Below are 17,455 nucleotides of genomic sequence, written 5' to 3'. Positions count from 1 at the left end.
GCGATGCGTGATTTCATGAGGCTTCTTGCGGCAGGCTCCCGGGTGGCCGGGCTTCCGACCCCGCTTTTTTTTTCTCCCTTTCTTGGCGGGTTTTTCATAAGGCGGAACCATTCCGGAGGGCGCGGCGGCTTTCTTGGCTTCCTGGGCCGCCAACTCTTTCAAGAGACGATGAATGGCCTCTAAAATGAGAAAAACCGCCGCTTCGGGGTCTTCCTGAACGAGGGCGCGAATCGCCTCTTCGGATAATTCCCGGCGGCCCTCCAGGATTTCCTGGAGGATTCTCTGGGCGGTTTCTCGGTTTTGGTTCATACCCTATAAAAACTTCGAAACCGCCCCCGAAGTAACGCTCGGTGTAATTTATTTCTAAACTTTTTTTGTGGAGGCTAAAACGTTACGAAATTTTTTGACCTTAAACTACCATCGGTTCAATGCCGTAAAGTTGGCAATAGGCTTTCAATTCTTTTTTGTAATCGCCGTAAAAGAATATTTGGTGAAAGCCGGGATAGTTTAAAACGTCCGTCACGCCGTCCAATTTGACCATGACGGAAACCACGCAGCCGCCTGCTGGGGGGACGGAGACGTTTTCCACTACCTCGCCGCAGGAAACAATCATTTGCGGGACGGCGTCCGTGGAGCGCAGAATAACGTCCGCCACCGTAATCCGTTGGCCGATTTTCCATTGCGGCAAAGGCACGGCGTCGCGATCGCCATGATGGTGCGATAGGGAAAACGGTTCCGGCGGTTGGGAAAAGCCATTGAGGCGCGTGGGACAAGTGCAATGGGCGCCAATGATGCACTCGCGCGCCGTCTCGGCGACGGGATCCTGCTGAAAACCGGGGCGGTCGAAAAGATACTGCACCAGGGCGTGAGTAACGGCAGCGCCGATGTCGGCTTCGCAGGCGGCGGGTACGCCATGGTCGAGCATACGCGACCAGGAAATGCAAGGCAGGCTGACTTTCGTCTTGCCCAACGCGCCGAGGCAATCCATGGTGATGGCGTCGCCTTCCTCGCGTTCGAGAATATTGCGCGCGGCGACGAAACTCTTGACGCCGTTGAATAAATCCTCTTCCGAGGCTCCCGTAATCTTTGTTGCGTTGTTCTTATATTCCGCCGCAATGGTTTTTACTTCATCCGACAAGGGAATCTTGCCGTATTCTTCAAAAAAATCATTGGCGGGAATGTAACGCAGTTTGGTTCCGAAATGAGGAACTTCCTCGTCGCGCCGCTCATCTCCCTTAATGACGATGCAGCGGGTTTCCCGCAGTCTCGCGCCCGCATGGATCATCTTCATCCCATATTCCGCTTGGCGAAAATCGTCGGAGGAAAAAATCACGGCGCCGGTTTTGTTGGCGAGGGGAATTGTATTGGTAGTAAACGAGGTTCCTACGGGAGAATAAATTACTGTCGGGATGGAGCATTCGACCGCCTTGGCCGCCGTGGGCCAAGCGTGCTGCTGCCGGTCCAGCAATACTAGAAATAAACCGTCAGGTTTTTGCGATTCCGCCTGGGCGATCCACTCGTCCGCATCCGCTTCGGAATAAATTGGCTGTGGGCGCAGGTCGAGTTGGGCGCCTATCTTTTCGGCGGCTTCATGTATCTGTCTCGAATAATTCTTTCGCGCCGCCTCGCCGTCGTAAATTGCGCCAGGCCATAGAATGCCGTAGTCTTCTTTCCGGCGAACGAAAGCGGCTTTGATTTTCATTTGATATTTCGACGCCGGACCGGCGGGAGCGATGCCGCTCTTATTTTCGGACGCCCACACAGCGCCTCTCGCGGAAGCCGTTCCCAAAACGGCGGCGCTCGACGTGACGATAAAATTTCTGCGAGAACAACGGCAAGCGGAAGGTTGATTCGGATTCGTCATGATATTCCCCCTAAAAAAGTAGAAGAGGCTTCCAGCCTCTTGAGAGGAGAAAATAAGAGCCAGGATGGCTCTTCTACTCTCCTTTTCACCGATTACGCAGATCGCATAGCCAAACTAAATCATCCACCGTCAAAGCGCAAGAGAACCTATAACCGGCGATAACATTGACTGGCCGCAGTTCGAAGACTTCCAAATAGGGATGATCGAAAACGTTCAAGAAGGCCTCGCCCTTCCAAATTGGAGAGAGGCGGACATCACGCGATTTAAGTTGCACCAGTTCGTAGACGGCGGGTTGATCGCGCTTCCCGGCGACGAGTTCGGGAAAATGGCGCGTGTTGACGGTTTTGGCGAAGGTGGGCGTGGGAAGGCTTTCGGTTTGCTCGCGCAGCGTAATCACTGCTTCCGCCAGGCGGCGGTCTTTTACGGTCAGCGTGGCGCCGAATTTTCCGCCCGGCCCAACGATGGAATTGGCCGGAGAGGGTAAATCGTAGGAGCGCGTCATCCAGATCGAACCGATCTGCTTCGGCCAGCCTTGCGCGTAACCCCGCACCATCGATACGTCCTGATCGACCCAGATAAAGGGACAAAAAGCGCAGGCGGCGCCTTCGTATTCGGCGGATATCAGAAATATCGTCTCATGATATTGGCTGCGGATGGGATCGAGAAATTCCTCTCCCCCTTCGCTGGCGTATTGCCATTCAACGAAGTAGACGGCGCATTGGGGAGAAGAAAAGCGCAGCCCAGCTGGCAGAAACGATTCGACGGCCTCCGGCTTGGCTTCATACTCGACGGCGAGGCAATTGCCCACATAATGCCAGGGCGGATTGGGGACGAGACTGGAGGTTCCTTTTGGAGTGCGAGGTAACGTATAACCTTTTAGCATGGCGTTCTCCTGGATCGTAATCGAGACATTCTTTTAATTTTAACGCAATCTATATGAAATTTCTAAGGAGAACGGTAATAATATAGAGAGCGAATTTATTTCGATGGGTTTTCGTTAACGCAAAAAAAACCCCTCTTCTTATTTGAAAAGGGGGAAATTATTAAAAGTACTCTATAAAAAGAGTACATTTTTAGTATGCATGAAAGTATATATTTATAACCGCAATGCCTTTTGGAAAAGTAGTTAATAAGCCTGTTTTATAATTTAAATCAACGACCGCTTCCGCATAATTAATTAAGCCTGATCGCTGATAAGGACCAGAATTATTAACCACGCTAGTAACAGATGTTGCCTGTTTAACGCCAATTATTCCAGAGTTCTGCACCTGGGTTCCAGGAGTTGGATTATAAACAATTCCAGGGGGCCAGGTTAAAAGTAATCCGGCACTTCCATTATTAACTTCTGCATATGACACTTGCATACTTAAATCTTGCCTGTTATTTGGTACAATAACTGATCCATCAACTTTTACTCTAGCATAGGCATAATCACTTACAAACGTCGCACTATTGGCTCTGGCTAAAACCTCATGATCGGAGGAAATTCTCCATACCCAATTAAAATCGCATGGATCTCCGCGCCAATAATAATTTTCTATCCAATTTTGACCATTTATTGTGGCTGCAATCGGTGGAATATCTCTTATTGTTAAACCATTCTGAAAAAAATATTCGCAATAAACACGAATATCTGCAGCATACGCTACGTATATATCAAGACACACAATATAGTAAGCAGCTCCATCATATAACCAACCCGATTGTTGAATCACAATATCATTCATTGGCCCGCTATAATAGGTTCTTTCCATGTATCCAACTTCCGCTCTGCAAAAGCTGATAGATGAAAAGAAAACTATGCATCCAATAATTGAAATTTTCTTCATGTTTTATTCCACCTTTCCAATTTCACTAATCCAATTTTGCAATTCAGATAATCTTTCCGATTTCTTCGGCAAAGTAAATTCCTTGGGAATTAATTCGTTATAAGATTTACCGATGATTTGATCAATTAGAGATACAAAATCATTGATTTTAAAGAATTCCCTCATCTTACCCAAGGATTCAGAATATTTCGAATCATCTATGCTTATCAGCAGACTACCGTTATCAAGCGACTGAATCAATTGGTCGAAATCCTTTTGACTCAACGGACGTTTGGCGTACATTTGACATACCGAATCGGGACTCAATTCATATTTTAGAAAATGAATATGAATGGCTTTTTGGATATCGTCATCTGAAGCGTCGGGGAATTTACTTTTGACGAACTTGATCGTCTTATCTTTTAGCTGAGCGACTTGTAGTAGAATTTCTTTTTTCTGTTCCGGATTGGGATTGATTTTCTCGATTTCGGCGCCCAATTGCAATTCCATCGCTAAGTCGAGCGCTATGTATTCCACCAAATCGCCGTTTTTATCGTCCAAATTGGCGATTTCTTCACGGACGTTTCCTCCATCGAAAGTCAAGACCGTCGAACGCAAGAGATATTCGTAAATCTTTCCCATATCTTTTTCCAACTTGCTACCCTTCTTAATGACGGGGATTTCATTATTCACTTGCAGTTGGTTTAAATACGTTTTCACCTTGCCGTGAATTTTTTTGAATTTTTCTATCGCATTCGGCGAGATTTTATAGGGAATAGTAGATCGATCGGAATGATCCGATTGGCTATTCAACATTTTATCGAGCAGCGAATTCGTTTTTAAATCCAATCGCTCATGGATATCCGATGCTTGAAGCGCTTCTTCATCCGCTATTACGTTGGATACGGGCTGAAAAGACGCCATAAGTAGTATTAAAAACGTGTATTTTATGAATTTATACATATATATAACTCCTTGCCATTTTAACGCCATTAAGGAAGAAAATGATCGTAGTGATGGAGGTCAAACTATATTATAGAAATTTAACCGCAGCCCATAGCAATCCCCCCTTTCAACCATTAGGATATGTGCGATATGTGCGATATGTGCGATATGTGCGATATGTGCGATATGTGCGATATGTGCGATATGTGCGATATAATATAAATGAAATTTTGTTTTGTCAAGTAGAAATCCATTTTTTTTCTGTTAAAATTTAATTAAGGAGTGGAGCAGCCATACCTTTTCCTTCGCTCGATTCGAACATGTTCCGTCTTTTGCTCCCATAATAGATAAGAAAAAAATCCGCATTTATTAATTTTCTATAAAAATTACCTGTAGGTCAACAAAATACTTGACCTACAGGTTAACAATGGCTATGATTCTCTTCACGAGGTAAATTCGCCATGCTTTCGCTTTCGCAAACCGCCGGTTACGCCATTCTCGCTTTGAGCTGCCTGAACGATCCAGACGAGGAATGGGTGCTGGAAAAAACCATCGCCAACGAGACCGGCATCGCCCGGCCTTATCTCTCCAAAATCCTGTACGGCTTGGCGCGGGCGGGATTGATCGTCTCCAAGCGGGGCTACAAAGGCGGCCTGACGCTCGCGCGTCCCGCCATAGAAATCTCCATCCTCGACGTCTCCAACGCCGTCGATGGCGACGAGTGGTGGAAAAAATGCCTGCTGGGTTTGCCCCAATGCTCGGACGAGCGCCCTTGTCCCATTCACGATTTTTGGGCGGCGATCCGCCCCAAGATCGTAGCCAAATTCCAATCGTTCTCGCTGGCGGAAGTGCGGGAATTCAGAAAAAGAGGATGGCGGCTTTCGTAACGGACCATAGCGGAGAAAAGCAAAGAGTAAGGCGACAAACCATCAACAACGAGGAGAAACTAAATATGTTTTGTTATCAATGCGAACAAACGGCTCACGGAACCGGCTGTACGGAAATCGGCGTATGCGGCAAGACGCCGGAAACGGCGGCGTTGCAAGACCTGCTGCTTTATGCCGTCAAGGGAATCTCCATGTATGCGCATCGGCTGCGGCGATTGGGCGTCAAGGATCATGACATCGACGTATTCGCCATCGAAGCAATGTTCGTTACGGTCACTAATGTCAATTTCAATCTACCGCGGATTCAGGAGAAAATTATCGAAGCCGCCGCCCTGCGCAACAGGGCGAAGCGGCGTTATGAAGAGGCCTGCGGCCAGGCCAGACATACGCCGGAAATTCTTAATGGCCCGGCGGCGTGGATTCCCGGCGGCAGCCTGGATGAACTCGTCAAGCAAGGCGTCTTGATCTCTATCATTAAGCGATTCGAGAATTTCGGCCAAGACATCGCCGGATTGCAAGAGCTGCTCACCTACGGCTTGAAGGGCATGGCCGCTTACGCCGATCATGCCTATATCCTTGGCCAGGAAGACGACTCCGTTTACGCTTTTCTGCACGAGGCGATGGATTTTCTTACAATTGATGCGCCTACTGTGGACGCCTTGCTCGGCATGGTTCTGAAATGCGGCGAGGTCAATTTCCGCGTGCTGGAACTGCTGGACGCCGCTAATACCGGCGCTTACGGCCATCCCGTTCCTACGCCCGTGCGCATGGAGCCGCTTCAAGGCAAAGCGATTCTCGTCTCCGGCCACGACCTCAAAGATTTGGAGATTCTGCTCCAACAAACGGAAGGCAAGGGCATCAATGTTTATACCCACGGCGAAATGCTGCCCGCCCACGGCTATCCTGGTCTTAAGAAATACCAGCATCTCGCGGGCCATTTCGGCGGAGCGTGGATGAAGCAGCGGCGGGAATTCGACGCTTTTCCCGGCGCCATCCTCTTGACCACGAATTGCCTGCAAGAACCGAAGGCATCCTATAAAAACCGCCTCTTCACTACCGGCCTGGTGGGATGGCCCGGCGTGCCGCATATCCAAAACCACGATTTCTCTCCCCTCATCGCCGCGGCGCTGGCCGCCGATGGCTTCGCCGAAGATGCTCCGGAAAGAACCAACCTCGTCGGCTTCGGCCATAACGCCGTTCTCGGCGTAGCGGATAAGGTGATCGAAGCGGTCAAAAACGGCGCCATCAAGCATTTCTTCCTCATCGGCGGCTGCGACGGCGCCGAAACTGGACGCAACTATTATACGGAAATGGCCGAAAAAGCCCCGCAGGACTGCGTCGTGCTGACTTTGGGCTGCGGCAAGTTCCGCGTACTTGATGTGGATATGGGCGACATCGGCGGCATTCCGCGCCGCTTAGATATGGGGCAATGCAACGACTCCTATTCCGCCATCAAGGTTGCGCTGGCCTTGTCAGAAGCTTTTGGCGTCGGCGTCAACGACCTGCCGCTCTCGCTCATCATCTCCTGGTACGAACAGAAAGCCGTTTGCGTTCTATTGACGCTGCTTTACCTCGGCATTAAAAACATCCACCTTGGTCCCAAACTTCCCGCCTTTGTCTCTCCAACGGTTTTGAATGTTCTAGTGGAAAAATTCAACATTATACCTATTGGAACGGCGGACGCCGATCTCGACGCTATTCTGAATTGAAACGCCGCCTAATCGTAATGCAATTCAATACGGGAGGATGCCGCCGCGCATCCTCCCTTTTCTCCCCTACAATTCCTTTACTTCTCCAAGAGATTCGAATTGACGAATCCATGCACTATCGGTTATCTTGGTTAGGAAAGTGGTGGGCTACGCTTCGCTTTGAGCCAACCCTACACATCAACACAGCTTGATAAAAAGAGTATGACGCAGTGGAGAGGATTCCATGAATCAATACGGCGCTAGGAGTTGGATTGGAATTTGTTTGTTGATCGCCGCCTTGTTGACGCCGATGGCATCAATGGCTCTTGATGACGGTGCCTATCGTTCCGCCGTCGAAGCCGACTGGGTGCGGCAAGAGCAGCGGCTGGGACGTTCGCCGGATGAATTCGCCGCAATCCGGCAGGCGTTGCAACGCAGCGAACGGCTGCTGGAAGACCTCTCTTCCATGACCAATCCGCCGGAAATTGCGTCGGAACAAGCCGCGTTAGCCCCTTTGCGCGAACAAACCGCCAAAGCCGATGATCTCAGTCCAGCGGATCGTTTAACGCTCTATTTTCAAATTCGCTGGCTGGCTCGCGGCGCGGCGTTGAAGAATCCCCTCATCGCTGGCGATTCGTTAGTTTTTCTCAAACGCCGCCGCTTCATCTGCCAGATGCTGCATGAATATTTGGGATATTTTTACGATTATGAAAACATAGCGGGCGGTGGAGCCTATGTCCTGGAACAGCCAGGCCGCTCTTTCGCCATACGCGATTTAATCGCAGAACGCCTGCCCAAAGGCAACTACACAACGCTGACTCTTTCCTACGATGCCCAAACCATCTACTTCGCCTTCGCCGAACGCGCTGCCCAAAAACCGGACTTCTATTCGCCGGATCGGCGATCCTTCCACATATACGCCATGAACGCGGACGGTTCTCAGCTGCGTCCACTGACGAACGGCATCGAAGACGATTTCGATCCCTGCCCATTGCCGGACGGCGGAATCGCGTTTATGTCTACGCGGCGCGGCGGGTTTGGCCGCTGCCATAATCCTTGGGAGCCGCTCCCCGCCTACACGCTTCACCGCATGAACGCCGACGGAAGCGGCATTCGCACGCTCTCCTATCACGAAACCAACGAATGGCATCCCAGCGTCCTCAATGACGGCCGCATCGTCTACACTCGTTGGGATTACGTGGACCGCTCCGCCGCCAATTATCATGGACTATGGGCCAGCAATCCCGACGGCAGCGCTCCAATGTCGCTCTTTGGCAACTATACGCAGCGCATCAACGCCTGCTACCAGCCCCGCGCCATCCCCGGCTCCAACCGCATCATCTTCGTAGCCGGAGCGCATCACGCCGACATCGGCGGCTCGCTGGTCATTCTCGATCCCTCCCGCGCTGCTTTGGATGCGCAGACGGGCGAGGACGATTTTCGCTCCCTTGAATTTCTTACGCCGGAGGTTTGTTTTCCCGAAGGGGAGGGATGGCCCAAGAGTTATTTCCACAGTCCCTGGCCTTTATCGGAAAATTATTTTTTCGTTTCGTTCAGTTTCGATTCGTTGCCGGGTATGGGATCGAAAGTTAAAGATGATACGGAAACGGGATTATATCTCATGGATCGTTTCGGCGGTTTGGAATTGCTCTACCGCGAGCATGGAATATCTTGCATGTATCCCATCCCTTTGCGCAAACGTCCTACGCCACCCATGATTCCGAGTATGTTGGATGAGGAGTTGGGCGAAGAAGGCGAATTTATACTTACGGATGTTAGCCGCAGCCATTTTCCCCTGCCCGCCGACCGCCCCATCCGCGCCTTGCGCGTTTTCCAAGTATTACCCAAAAGCAAAACCCACGTCGCCAACAAACCGCGCCTAGGCTACGCCAACGCCGAATCCGCCCGCATGTTGCTTGGAACCGTCCCGGTAGAAGCCGACGGCTCCGCCTATTTCCGCGCCCCCGCCCGCAAGCCGCTGCTCTTCCAAGCCGTAGACGCCGAAGGGCGCGCCGTCCAGTCTATGCGCAGCATCGCCTACCTGCAGCCGGGCGAACGCCGGGGCTGCATTGGTTGCCATGAGCCTGTGGGATCGGCGGCGGTTGTGAAAAAGCCGCTCGCCATGCGGCGAGAACCGTCCCGTATCGAACCCGGCCCCGATGGCTCCCATCCCTGGAGTTTTCCCCGCCTCGTGCAGCCGATCCTCGATGCGCATTGCGTAAGTTGCCACGACGGCGCCAAAGAAAAACCCGCCAGCCTCATCGGCGCGGCTTCCGGCGAGTTTTCCGCCTCCTACGAAAGCCTGCGCCCTTACGTCCGATGGTTCGAATGGGGAGACAAAACCATCGACGAGATCGCGACTTATCCAGGACGCACGCCTTCCATCGTCAGTCCGTTGATTGGAATATTGGAGGATGAAAATCACGCGGGAAAAATCCATCTCGAAGATAGCGAACGCCGCCGCCTCTATCTCTGGCTCGACGGCAACGCTGCTTTCTTCGGCAGCTATTCCCATCCGGAACAGATAGCTCAGCGACGGGGCGAGGCTATTCCGCCGCCGAGCCTGCAATAACATAATAACTCATGTTGCAAGCGAAGGGCTTGTTCAAGGGCGGAAAAAACCTTCCCGTAGCCACCCGTCCTTCTCGATAAGATCTAAATCTTCGGTATTTTATATAATATAATATCATTTTTATTATATATAACCTGTAAGTGTTCATCTTCTAGTATTAATGAAGTATAAATGAAGTAAGGTTCCGTATTTCTTCTTAACATCAAATAATCGGCGTTGAATTCATGCCGCAATACATCGGATAAGTCCATCCCTTCTTTCTTGTAAAAAGTACTTTCGCGGGGATTTTGATAGACTTTATATAGATAATCGGAAAAAAGATAAAGATATTTTGTATCCAAACCGCAAACATACCGTACATTTTTATTTTTATAAAACAGCAAATCGAAATCGGACCATACCGTATTGAACATTATACTATTAGGTTGAACGATCTCGCCGAGACCATCGGAAAATTCGATTAAATTATGGGTATAGTTATAATATTTTTGGTAACTATAATAGTTAAATTTTATTGTACCGACTACGGAAAAAATAAATATATAAAACACGCAATAGTTCAGCGCCTTAAACCGGAATAAGTTCTTATACTTATAGATAACCGAAAATGCAAGAACGGAAAATGGATGAAAATATTCGATAGAACGACAATGTTTCCTTGTCAGGAAGAAAAACAATATCGTAGTAATAGATAAGAACAATAGTATGACATTTTTTTCCTTGTAGCAGAAGACAATATAATAAATGGAAAGTATGAATCCTAAAAATCCGATGGGAGAAGATAACGCTATGGCGGAGAAAGATAATGGAAAATATTCACAATTATCGTTCAATGTAGGATTCCCAGTAATGCTGATCAGAAAATAATTTGAATCAAAGTATAGTATATTCAGGCAGGAAGGATAAAAAAATTTCGCCGCCGCATAGGGTATAATAATAAAACAAAAAATTTTATGGAAATAATTTCTCCTCGAAAATATCAACTCCAAAACGGCGTAAAGCAAAATTAACGCTGACAAAAGAATGGAACCAGAAAATAGGAGAGAATAAAAAAATGAAATGAAAAACGCGGCATAGTATTTTCTATTCACAAATAAATATATTCCCAGCAATAAAAAGACCAATGAAGAGCTGATGACTCGCATCATGATGAAACGATTAAACGCAACGGGGCCGCCAAAAATGAGTAAAAGAAACATAAAATGATGGTTGCGAGTCTTGGAAAAATCTCTACACGCAACATACCAAATTACGCAAAATAAGGCGTTAAAAAAAGAAATTCCAATTTTAAATCCATAATCGCCGAATAAGCAATAGAAAGCGCACAGCAAGTAATGCCATAAGAAATGATGATCGATAAATCGATCTTTGAAGATGGAGTACGGCAGCCAGATAAAAGGTTCATGTTTCCCTTCCGATAACAATTTCGTATATTCCGAATGGAAATAAGATATACTGTCGAAATAATAGTTATAATAAAAAATGAAAGAAGCATAGATTAAAAAAGAAACCATAAACACAAGGAAATATTCTAAAACCAGATTATCTTTTTTCATTTTATACGCTCCCTCTCCCGAGGAGTTAAAATAATAAAAATAGCGTGGAAAACCTTCGCTTCCACGCTATATCCCATGAAATGGCAAGAGGAAAAATTTCGTCTATTCTAATTTATAAATTAGCCGCGTCGTCCCAAGGAATCCCATAAGATCAGTAGCATTCTCTTTTGGGACAATATCAATAACAATGAAAGAAGGTGTTAAGACCCCCTTTTGATTCGCATAATCCTTATAATACGTTGTCTCGGTGTGGGAATCATTTACATCCGCGACAAATTTCAAAGGTATAAAACAATCCTCCTTTTTTTGCACTTCAAGAACATATTGAGTATTTTTTTCCTGTTTTGTTACACGGAATGTATTATCGTTGAGCTGTTCTGTCGTCATCAGTCCTTCTGAACTGATAATATCGCTCCACCGAAACAAAAACCAAATAGCCGCTTTGGGATTATCTTTATTGATAAGTGATTTTTCAACGAATTGGTTGTTTTTGGATACAGTTGGATTGCATTCAAACCGCTTCTTTTGATTATGATCGTACTTTTGATTGTACATCAAAGAACCATCGGAACTAACTACTATATGTTCAAAATCATTATGGCTAAATATGACTTGAATCGTTTCTGGCAATCTTGTTGATCCTAGCATGTTTTCTTTCACCATGCCGTCAAAATCGATAGTTTTTATATACTCTTGAATCGATCCTTCCAAATCAGGCGTATATTCCTTGCCAAAGAGCAGTTTCGTACTGGAACGAATCTTCTGGTAAGCCATTTTAGTGGCTTCTTCTTTTGAATGAGTCGGTTTTTCTACAATATGTTGATAGGTAAGAGCCAAGATGGAGAATCGGTTATACGATTCCATGTAGTTTTTTAAACCCTGCAAAATAGAATCCTGTTCCGCGGGATATGAAATCGAATTTACCCCGATTAGAAAAAAAGCAACCCAAACGATTACCCTATTTGTAATAAATCGCGAACGATCATTGATTCTCATGATAATATCCTCCTTCTTTTTTTATTGATTGGGCACTAAACAATGAGGTTTTGTATCGTCTAACACCGGATAATGGAGAGTCCCCGAATCATTATAGGCATATTCTCCAGAATTGCATATAGCATAATGAGTACTCGGTTCAGCGCAAGGTTGAGTGTAATTTCCACTATATGTACAACCCCTAAAAACCACAAAATTAATTGCTCTTGTTTCATCTTTCGCCCCTTCTCGCCCTCCTACCATAGAAGTTCCGAATATTTTTGAACAAGCCAATTGGGTGCCATAAGAAGCGCAATAATGACTTTGATCAGGCGTACCATTTGGGTAAGTCCCACATATTTCGGCGCCTGTATAATCCCAATAGGTAAAAGATCGAATGGCATAACAAGCCGACCATAAATATTCCGTATTCAAGATTATCGAACTCGCCAAAACGATAATCGTTAATAGAATTAAAGGAATTTTTTTTACCATCATTATCCTCCTAATCAATGGATATTATCTTGTTAATTGTCACCTTGAATTCATTTTACCACTCCACAACTGCCGCTATCGCGACATCTGCGGAGGATATCTCCCTAATAAGTGGTAGACTGTGAAGGTTTATTTAACTTATTGAAAACAATCACCCCCTTCATACAAAATATTGAACCAACAATTTTGAATCTACTTATTCCATTATAATCGTCCCCTTCTGATTATAATGTTATGTGCGATATGTGCGATATGTGCGATATGTGCGATATGTGCGATATAATATAATCAAATTTACGCTTTGTCAACCTCATAATCAATATTTTTTTGAAAAAAACTCAGGTTGCCTGCGAAGTGGTTTGCGCTGCGAGGAGTATTTCCTTCAGTAATCGTCTAAGCAGCGAATGATGGGTCACGTTTTTCGACCCATCGTTTTTTTTACGGATAACAATTGATGGGTCAAGCGGAGCGATCCATCCTACGATTTAATTTTCATTTTTCAAAAAATATTCCAAGAATGTATACATCTGCTCGTTCGATTCCGGCGTTGGCGAATGTCCTTCGCGGTTGGTCATGGCTACTCGGTTTTTATAGCCTAGAAATTCATTGACGGCGACGGCGTGATTTAACGCCTTCCAGCGCTCCGGACGATCTTCCGATCCCCCCGAAACCAGAAACGGCCTCGGCGCCATCAGGGCGTGCAATTCGACGAGATCATGCCCTTCTTCCACCATACGTTTATAGGCTCCCGTCCGAGGATTCTCATTCGTTGGAATACCCGCCTTGCGTTTATGTCCCGCATCATAGCCCAGATACCACGGTTCCCAATAATTCACGTTGGGCCGCGCTTCGTCGAAGACGACTCCGCCGTCCGACCAAGCGGCGCAGGCGAATTTCTCGTAGAAGCAGGAAGCGAACATGGCCCATTTGCCGCCGTAGGAATGGCCCAATACGCCGACGCGCTTAGGATCGACTTCGGGCAGATTGGCGAGAGCGTTATAAGCGTTGGCCGCCGCATAGGCCATCGCCGACAGCGGTTGCAGCTCCGCTTTTTCCTCGTTGGGATAATAGAACGAAGCAGGCGTTCCCGTCGAAAGCGCCACAAAGCCGCGCTTGGCCAATTGATAGGCGAAATCGCGCCCTTCCCTGCCCTTTCCTATGGCGGTATCCGCTTCGTAAAAAAGAACCAGCGCCGCCGGAAACGGCCCCTGGCCGTCAGGAATCAATAAGTAACTATCGAACATCGCCGGACCGGGAGCGACTTCCAAGCGAATTTTATGCTGCACGAAATTCTCCCGCCGTTCTTTGGCCAAATATTCAATCTTAGGCTTCTCGATCAACGGCGGCCATGCGCCCATGATCCCATGCCATGTGTTTAAAATCTCCTCGCGCCGCCGCCGCCAATCCTCACGCGTTTTCACCGGCGTTCCATCGTAAAAATTCAGCGGCGATTTATAATTCCCCAAATCATGGGCGTATTCCGGCGGCGGATTGAAAAACAGCGCGATGGCGGCGGGAATTTCTTTTTCAGACTGTACGTCCTTGCTCGCTTCTTCGCTCCACATCGGTTGAGCAAGAAAAACCGCCAACGCCGTTGCCAACCATTTCGCAATTATTCTTATCATGAGATATATCCCTCCTCATCGTTCAACCTCATCCAATCCCAACGCCGTTGTATCATTTTCTCACCCGAATTAATATGGCTTAGGTCCATAATCGCATCCGTAGGGTGGGCTCAAAGCGGAGCGCAGCCCACCACTGTTGTTTTAACGAATCGGCGATTGAATCATGATAGGAGACCACTATGTCCAAAACCATTTACGCAGGATTAATCATGATGCTGGCGGCGCAATTCTCATTAGCCCAAACGCCTAAAATCTTTCCTTACGAGTATTCCACAACCAAATTGGATAACGGCCTCTCCGTCATTCTCATCCCCATGGAAAGCCCCGGTTTGGCTTCGTACTATTCCGTCGTGCGCACTGGCAGCCGCGACGAATGGGAGCCGGGCAAATCGGGCTTCGCCCATTTCTTCGAACACATGATGTTTCGCGGCACGGATAAATATCCCGGCCCCGTCTACGACGAGATCATGACCGGACTCGGCGCCGACGCCAACGCCTATACCGACGACGACCTCACCGTCTACCACATTAACTTTGCCAGCGAAGACTTGGAGCGCGTCGTCGAATTGGAAGCGGACCGCTTTCAAAATTTGCATTACGATGAAAAAGCCTTCCAAACGGAATCTGGGGCCGTCTATGGCGAATTCCAGAAAGGACGCACCAGCCCCTGGTTCGTCGGCCTGGAAAAATTGCAGGATATGGCCTTCGACGTACATACTTACAAACACACCGTCATCGGCTTCGAAAAAGACATCAAAGATATGCCGAATATGTATGAATACAGCCAATCTTTTTTCAAACGCTACTACCGCCCCGAAAACATCGTCATACTGGTAGTAGGCGACATTCGAAAAGATAAAACCCTCGATCTCATCAAGAAATATTACGCTTCCTGGAAGCCGGGCTACGTTGCGCCGCAGATCAAGCCTGAACCGCCTCAAATCAAAGAGAGAATTGCTGAGGTTTCCTATCCCGGAAAAACGCTGCCTTTGCTGATCGTCGCTTACAAAGGCGACGCTTTCGACGTGAAAAACAAAAATGTCATCGCCGTCTCGCTGCTGGAGGAACTGGCTTTCGGCGAAACCAGCGATATTTACAAGAAACTGGTTCTCAACGAGCAGAAAGTGCAGATGATCGAAGCCCAATTCGCTTTCACACGCGATCCGTTTCTTTTAGGCATTTATACAATGATTAAAGAGGAGAAAGACATCGACTTCGTGAAGAATGAAATCTACGACGCCTTGAAAAAGTCCCAAGACGCGCTTGTGGACGAAACGCGGCTCAACGATTTGAAGAAGCGCAAAAAATATTCCTTCCTCATGAATCTCGACACGTCCGACAACGTCGCAGGCTTCATGCCCCGCTTCATCACCCTCACCGGGGGCATCGGCGTAGTGGACGAGGTATACGCCGCTTACGGCGCCATAACGCCCCAGGACATCCAAAACGCCGCCCGCTATTACTTTTCGCCGGAAAAAAGAAACGTCGTCCTCGTCAAGGGAGAAGAAAAATGAATGCAACCTTTCGCTTCGGCTTGGGAATCTTTTTAATCATGACGTTGAATATGAACGCGTTAAGCAAAGATGACAACTCGCCGGTTCTATTGCCGGTCAAAGACGATCCCACTATCTCCATCCGGCTTTGGTTCAAAACCGGATCGCAAGACGATCCCGCCGGCAAGGAAGGTCTGGCCTGGCTCACGGCGGATATGCTTTCCGAAGGATCGACGACGAACAACAGTTACGAGACTATTCTGGAAAAGCTATATCCTCTGGCTGCGGCATACTCCGCCGATCAATCTATGGAAATGACGATTTATCGCGGCCGCGTGCACAAAGACAACCTGGAGGAGTATTATCCCCTTTTCCTCGATGGCCTGCTGCGCCCCGCTTTTAAAGAAGAAGATTTCGCACGCATCAAAGACCGCGCGCTCAATTATCTGCAAACCATATTGAAATATTCCAGCGACGAAGAACTGGGCAAAGCCGTTTTATACAATGAAATATTCAAGGAAACGCCTTACCGCATGACGACGATCAGCGGACTTAAAAGCGTTACGTTAGACGACGTCAAGCAATTCTACGCACGGCATTATACGAAGAACCACTGCGTCATCGGCCTCGGCGGCGGCTTCACGCCGGAATTTCTGACGCGCTTACAAAAAGATTTGCAAGCGCTGCCGCAAGGAGAACCGAAAGCCGTCGCAAAGCCGGAATTCGAACCGATCGACGGCTTGAACGTAACCATCGTCGAAAAAGACGCTAAGGCGACGGCCATTTCTCTCGGCTTTCCCATCGATATTCTGCGCGGCACAAAAGAATGGTACGCCCTGGCGCTCGCCAATTCGTGGATGGGAGAGCACCGCAATTCCAGTTCCCACCTCTTCCAGGTCATCCGCGCCGCCCGCGGCCTCAATTACGGCGATTACAGTTATATCGAGAATTTCCCCTCCGGCGGCCAGGTGCAAATGCCGCCGGTCAACGTAGCGCGCCGCCAGCAAATTTTCGAAATCTGGATTCGCCCCGTTCCCAACGAAACCAGGCATTTCGTCCTGCGCGCCGCTATCCGCGAGCTGCAAAAGCTAGTCGACAATGGTCTGACCAAGGAGCAATTCGAACTTACGCGCAACTTCCTGAAGAAATACGCCCTGCATTACGCGCCTGATACGGACTCGCGCCTAGGCTACTCCATCGACGACCGCTTCTATTGCCTCAACGGCAGCCATCTGGAAAAATTCCGCCAAATGATGGACGAACTTACATTGAAGGACGTCAACCAAGCCATCAAGAAGCATCTGCAATATAAAAATATAAAAATCGCCATCATCACCAACAACGCCGAAGAATTAAAAAAACAATTGGTCTCCAACGCTGAATCCCCCATCAAATACGACGCGCCTAAATCGGAAGAAATATATAATGAAGACAAAGAGATTATGAAATATCCATTGAAGATCGCAGCGGAGAAAGCGAAAATCGTAAAGGTGGAAGATTTGTTCATACAATAATGATGAATGATGAGTGAAGTCGAAAAGTAGGAT

The 17,455-nt window shown here is 47.8% G+C and carries 13 protein-coding genes; 5 read left to right on the top strand and 8 right to left on the bottom strand.

Features of this window, described 5'->3' with window-relative positions; all coding sequences use genetic code 11:
• From AB1656_11665 to AB1656_11645, 5 genes are all read right to left on the bottom strand, one after another.
• Positions 1 to 309: hypothetical protein (locus AB1656_11665; GenBank protein MEW6236036.1), on the bottom strand; the 309-nt coding region annotated here is incomplete at its 3' end.
• 100 nt (positions 310 to 409) lie between these two features.
• Positions 410 to 1,864 carry a hypothetical protein gene (locus AB1656_11660; GenBank protein MEW6236035.1) on the bottom strand — a complete coding sequence of 485 codons (1,455 nt, stop codon included), beginning with the start codon at positions 1,862 to 1,864 and terminating at the stop codon, positions 410 to 412.
• Positions 1,865 to 1,949: 85 nt separating this feature from the next.
• Positions 1,950 to 2,747 (bottom strand): acetoacetate decarboxylase family protein, encoded by a 798-nt coding sequence (locus tag AB1656_11655; protein ID MEW6236034.1) that lies wholly within the window; start codon positions 2,745 to 2,747, stop codon positions 1,950 to 1,952.
• A gap of 190 nt (positions 2,748 to 2,937) precedes the next feature.
• On the bottom strand, positions 2,938 to 3,693 hold the full coding sequence (locus AB1656_11650; protein ID MEW6236033.1) for a hypothetical protein: 756 nt from the start codon (positions 3,691 to 3,693) through the stop codon (positions 2,938 to 2,940).
• A gap of 3 nt (positions 3,694 to 3,696) precedes the next feature.
• Complete coding sequence (locus AB1656_11645) at positions 3,697 to 4,635, bottom strand: hypothetical protein (protein ID MEW6236032.1); 939 nt, start codon at positions 4,633 to 4,635, stop codon at positions 3,697 to 3,699.
• A 443-nt stretch (positions 4,636 to 5,078) separates the two neighbouring features.
• On the opposite strand from AB1656_11645, the gene AB1656_11640 reads away from it, so the two are divergent.
• The 3 genes from AB1656_11640 to AB1656_11630 all read left to right on the top strand — a co-directional run bounded on the left by AB1656_11640 (position 5,079) and on the right by AB1656_11630 (position 9,764).
• Positions 5,079 to 5,504: an Rrf2 family transcriptional regulator gene (locus AB1656_11640; protein ID MEW6236031.1), complete on the top strand. Its 426-nt coding sequence runs from the start codon at positions 5,079 to 5,081 to the stop codon at positions 5,502 to 5,504.
• A 65-nt stretch (positions 5,505 to 5,569) separates the two neighbouring features.
• Positions 5,570 to 7,213, top strand: coding sequence for a hydroxylamine reductase (gene hcp / locus AB1656_11635; protein MEW6236030.1), 1,644 nt, complete (start codon positions 5,570 to 5,572; stop codon positions 7,211 to 7,213).
• A gap of 223 nt (positions 7,214 to 7,436) precedes the next feature.
• On the top strand, positions 7,437 to 9,764 hold the full coding sequence (locus tag AB1656_11630; GenBank protein ID MEW6236029.1) for a hypothetical protein: 2,328 nt from the start codon (positions 7,437 to 7,439) through the stop codon (positions 9,762 to 9,764).
• Positions 9,765 to 11,422: 1,658 nt separating this feature from the next.
• On the opposite strand, the gene AB1656_11625 is transcribed toward AB1656_11630, so the two are convergent.
• The 3 genes from AB1656_11625 to AB1656_11615 form a co-directional block, all read right to left on the bottom strand.
• On the bottom strand, positions 11,423 to 12,316 hold the full coding sequence (locus AB1656_11625) for a hypothetical protein (protein MEW6236028.1): 894 nt from the start codon (positions 12,314 to 12,316) through the stop codon (positions 11,423 to 11,425).
• 21 nt (positions 12,317 to 12,337) lie between these two features.
• Entirely contained in the window at positions 12,338 to 12,793 is a 456-nt protein-coding gene (locus AB1656_11620) for a hypothetical protein (GenBank protein ID MEW6236027.1), read from the bottom strand.
• Positions 12,794 to 13,275: 482 nt separating this feature from the next.
• Positions 13,276 to 14,415 (bottom strand): acyl-CoA thioester hydrolase/BAAT C-terminal domain-containing protein, encoded by a 1,140-nt coding sequence (locus AB1656_11615; GenBank protein ID MEW6236026.1) that lies wholly within the window; start codon positions 14,413 to 14,415, stop codon positions 13,276 to 13,278.
• Between the two features lie 179 nt (positions 14,416 to 14,594).
• Here AB1656_11615 and AB1656_11610 point away from each other — a divergent pair, with 179 nt between their 5' ends.
• Positions 14,595 to 15,929: a pitrilysin family protein gene (locus tag AB1656_11610; protein ID MEW6236025.1), complete on the top strand. Its 1,335-nt coding sequence runs from the start codon at positions 14,595 to 14,597 to the stop codon at positions 15,927 to 15,929.
• A complete protein-coding gene (locus AB1656_11605; GenBank protein ID MEW6236024.1) occupies positions 15,926 to 17,422 on the top strand; it encodes a pitrilysin family protein in 1,497 nt (498 codons plus the stop codon). The genes AB1656_11610 and AB1656_11605 overlap by 4 nt, the downstream gene beginning before the upstream one ends.
• Positions 17,423 to 17,455: the final 33 nt, after the last annotated feature.

The organism is Candidatus Omnitrophota bacterium, from assembly GCA_040755155.1.
Lineage (GTDB): Bacteria > Hinthialibacterota > Hinthialibacteria > Hinthialibacterales > Hinthialibacteraceae > JBFMBP01.
This window is presented reverse-complemented; position numbering and strand designations above follow the sequence as displayed.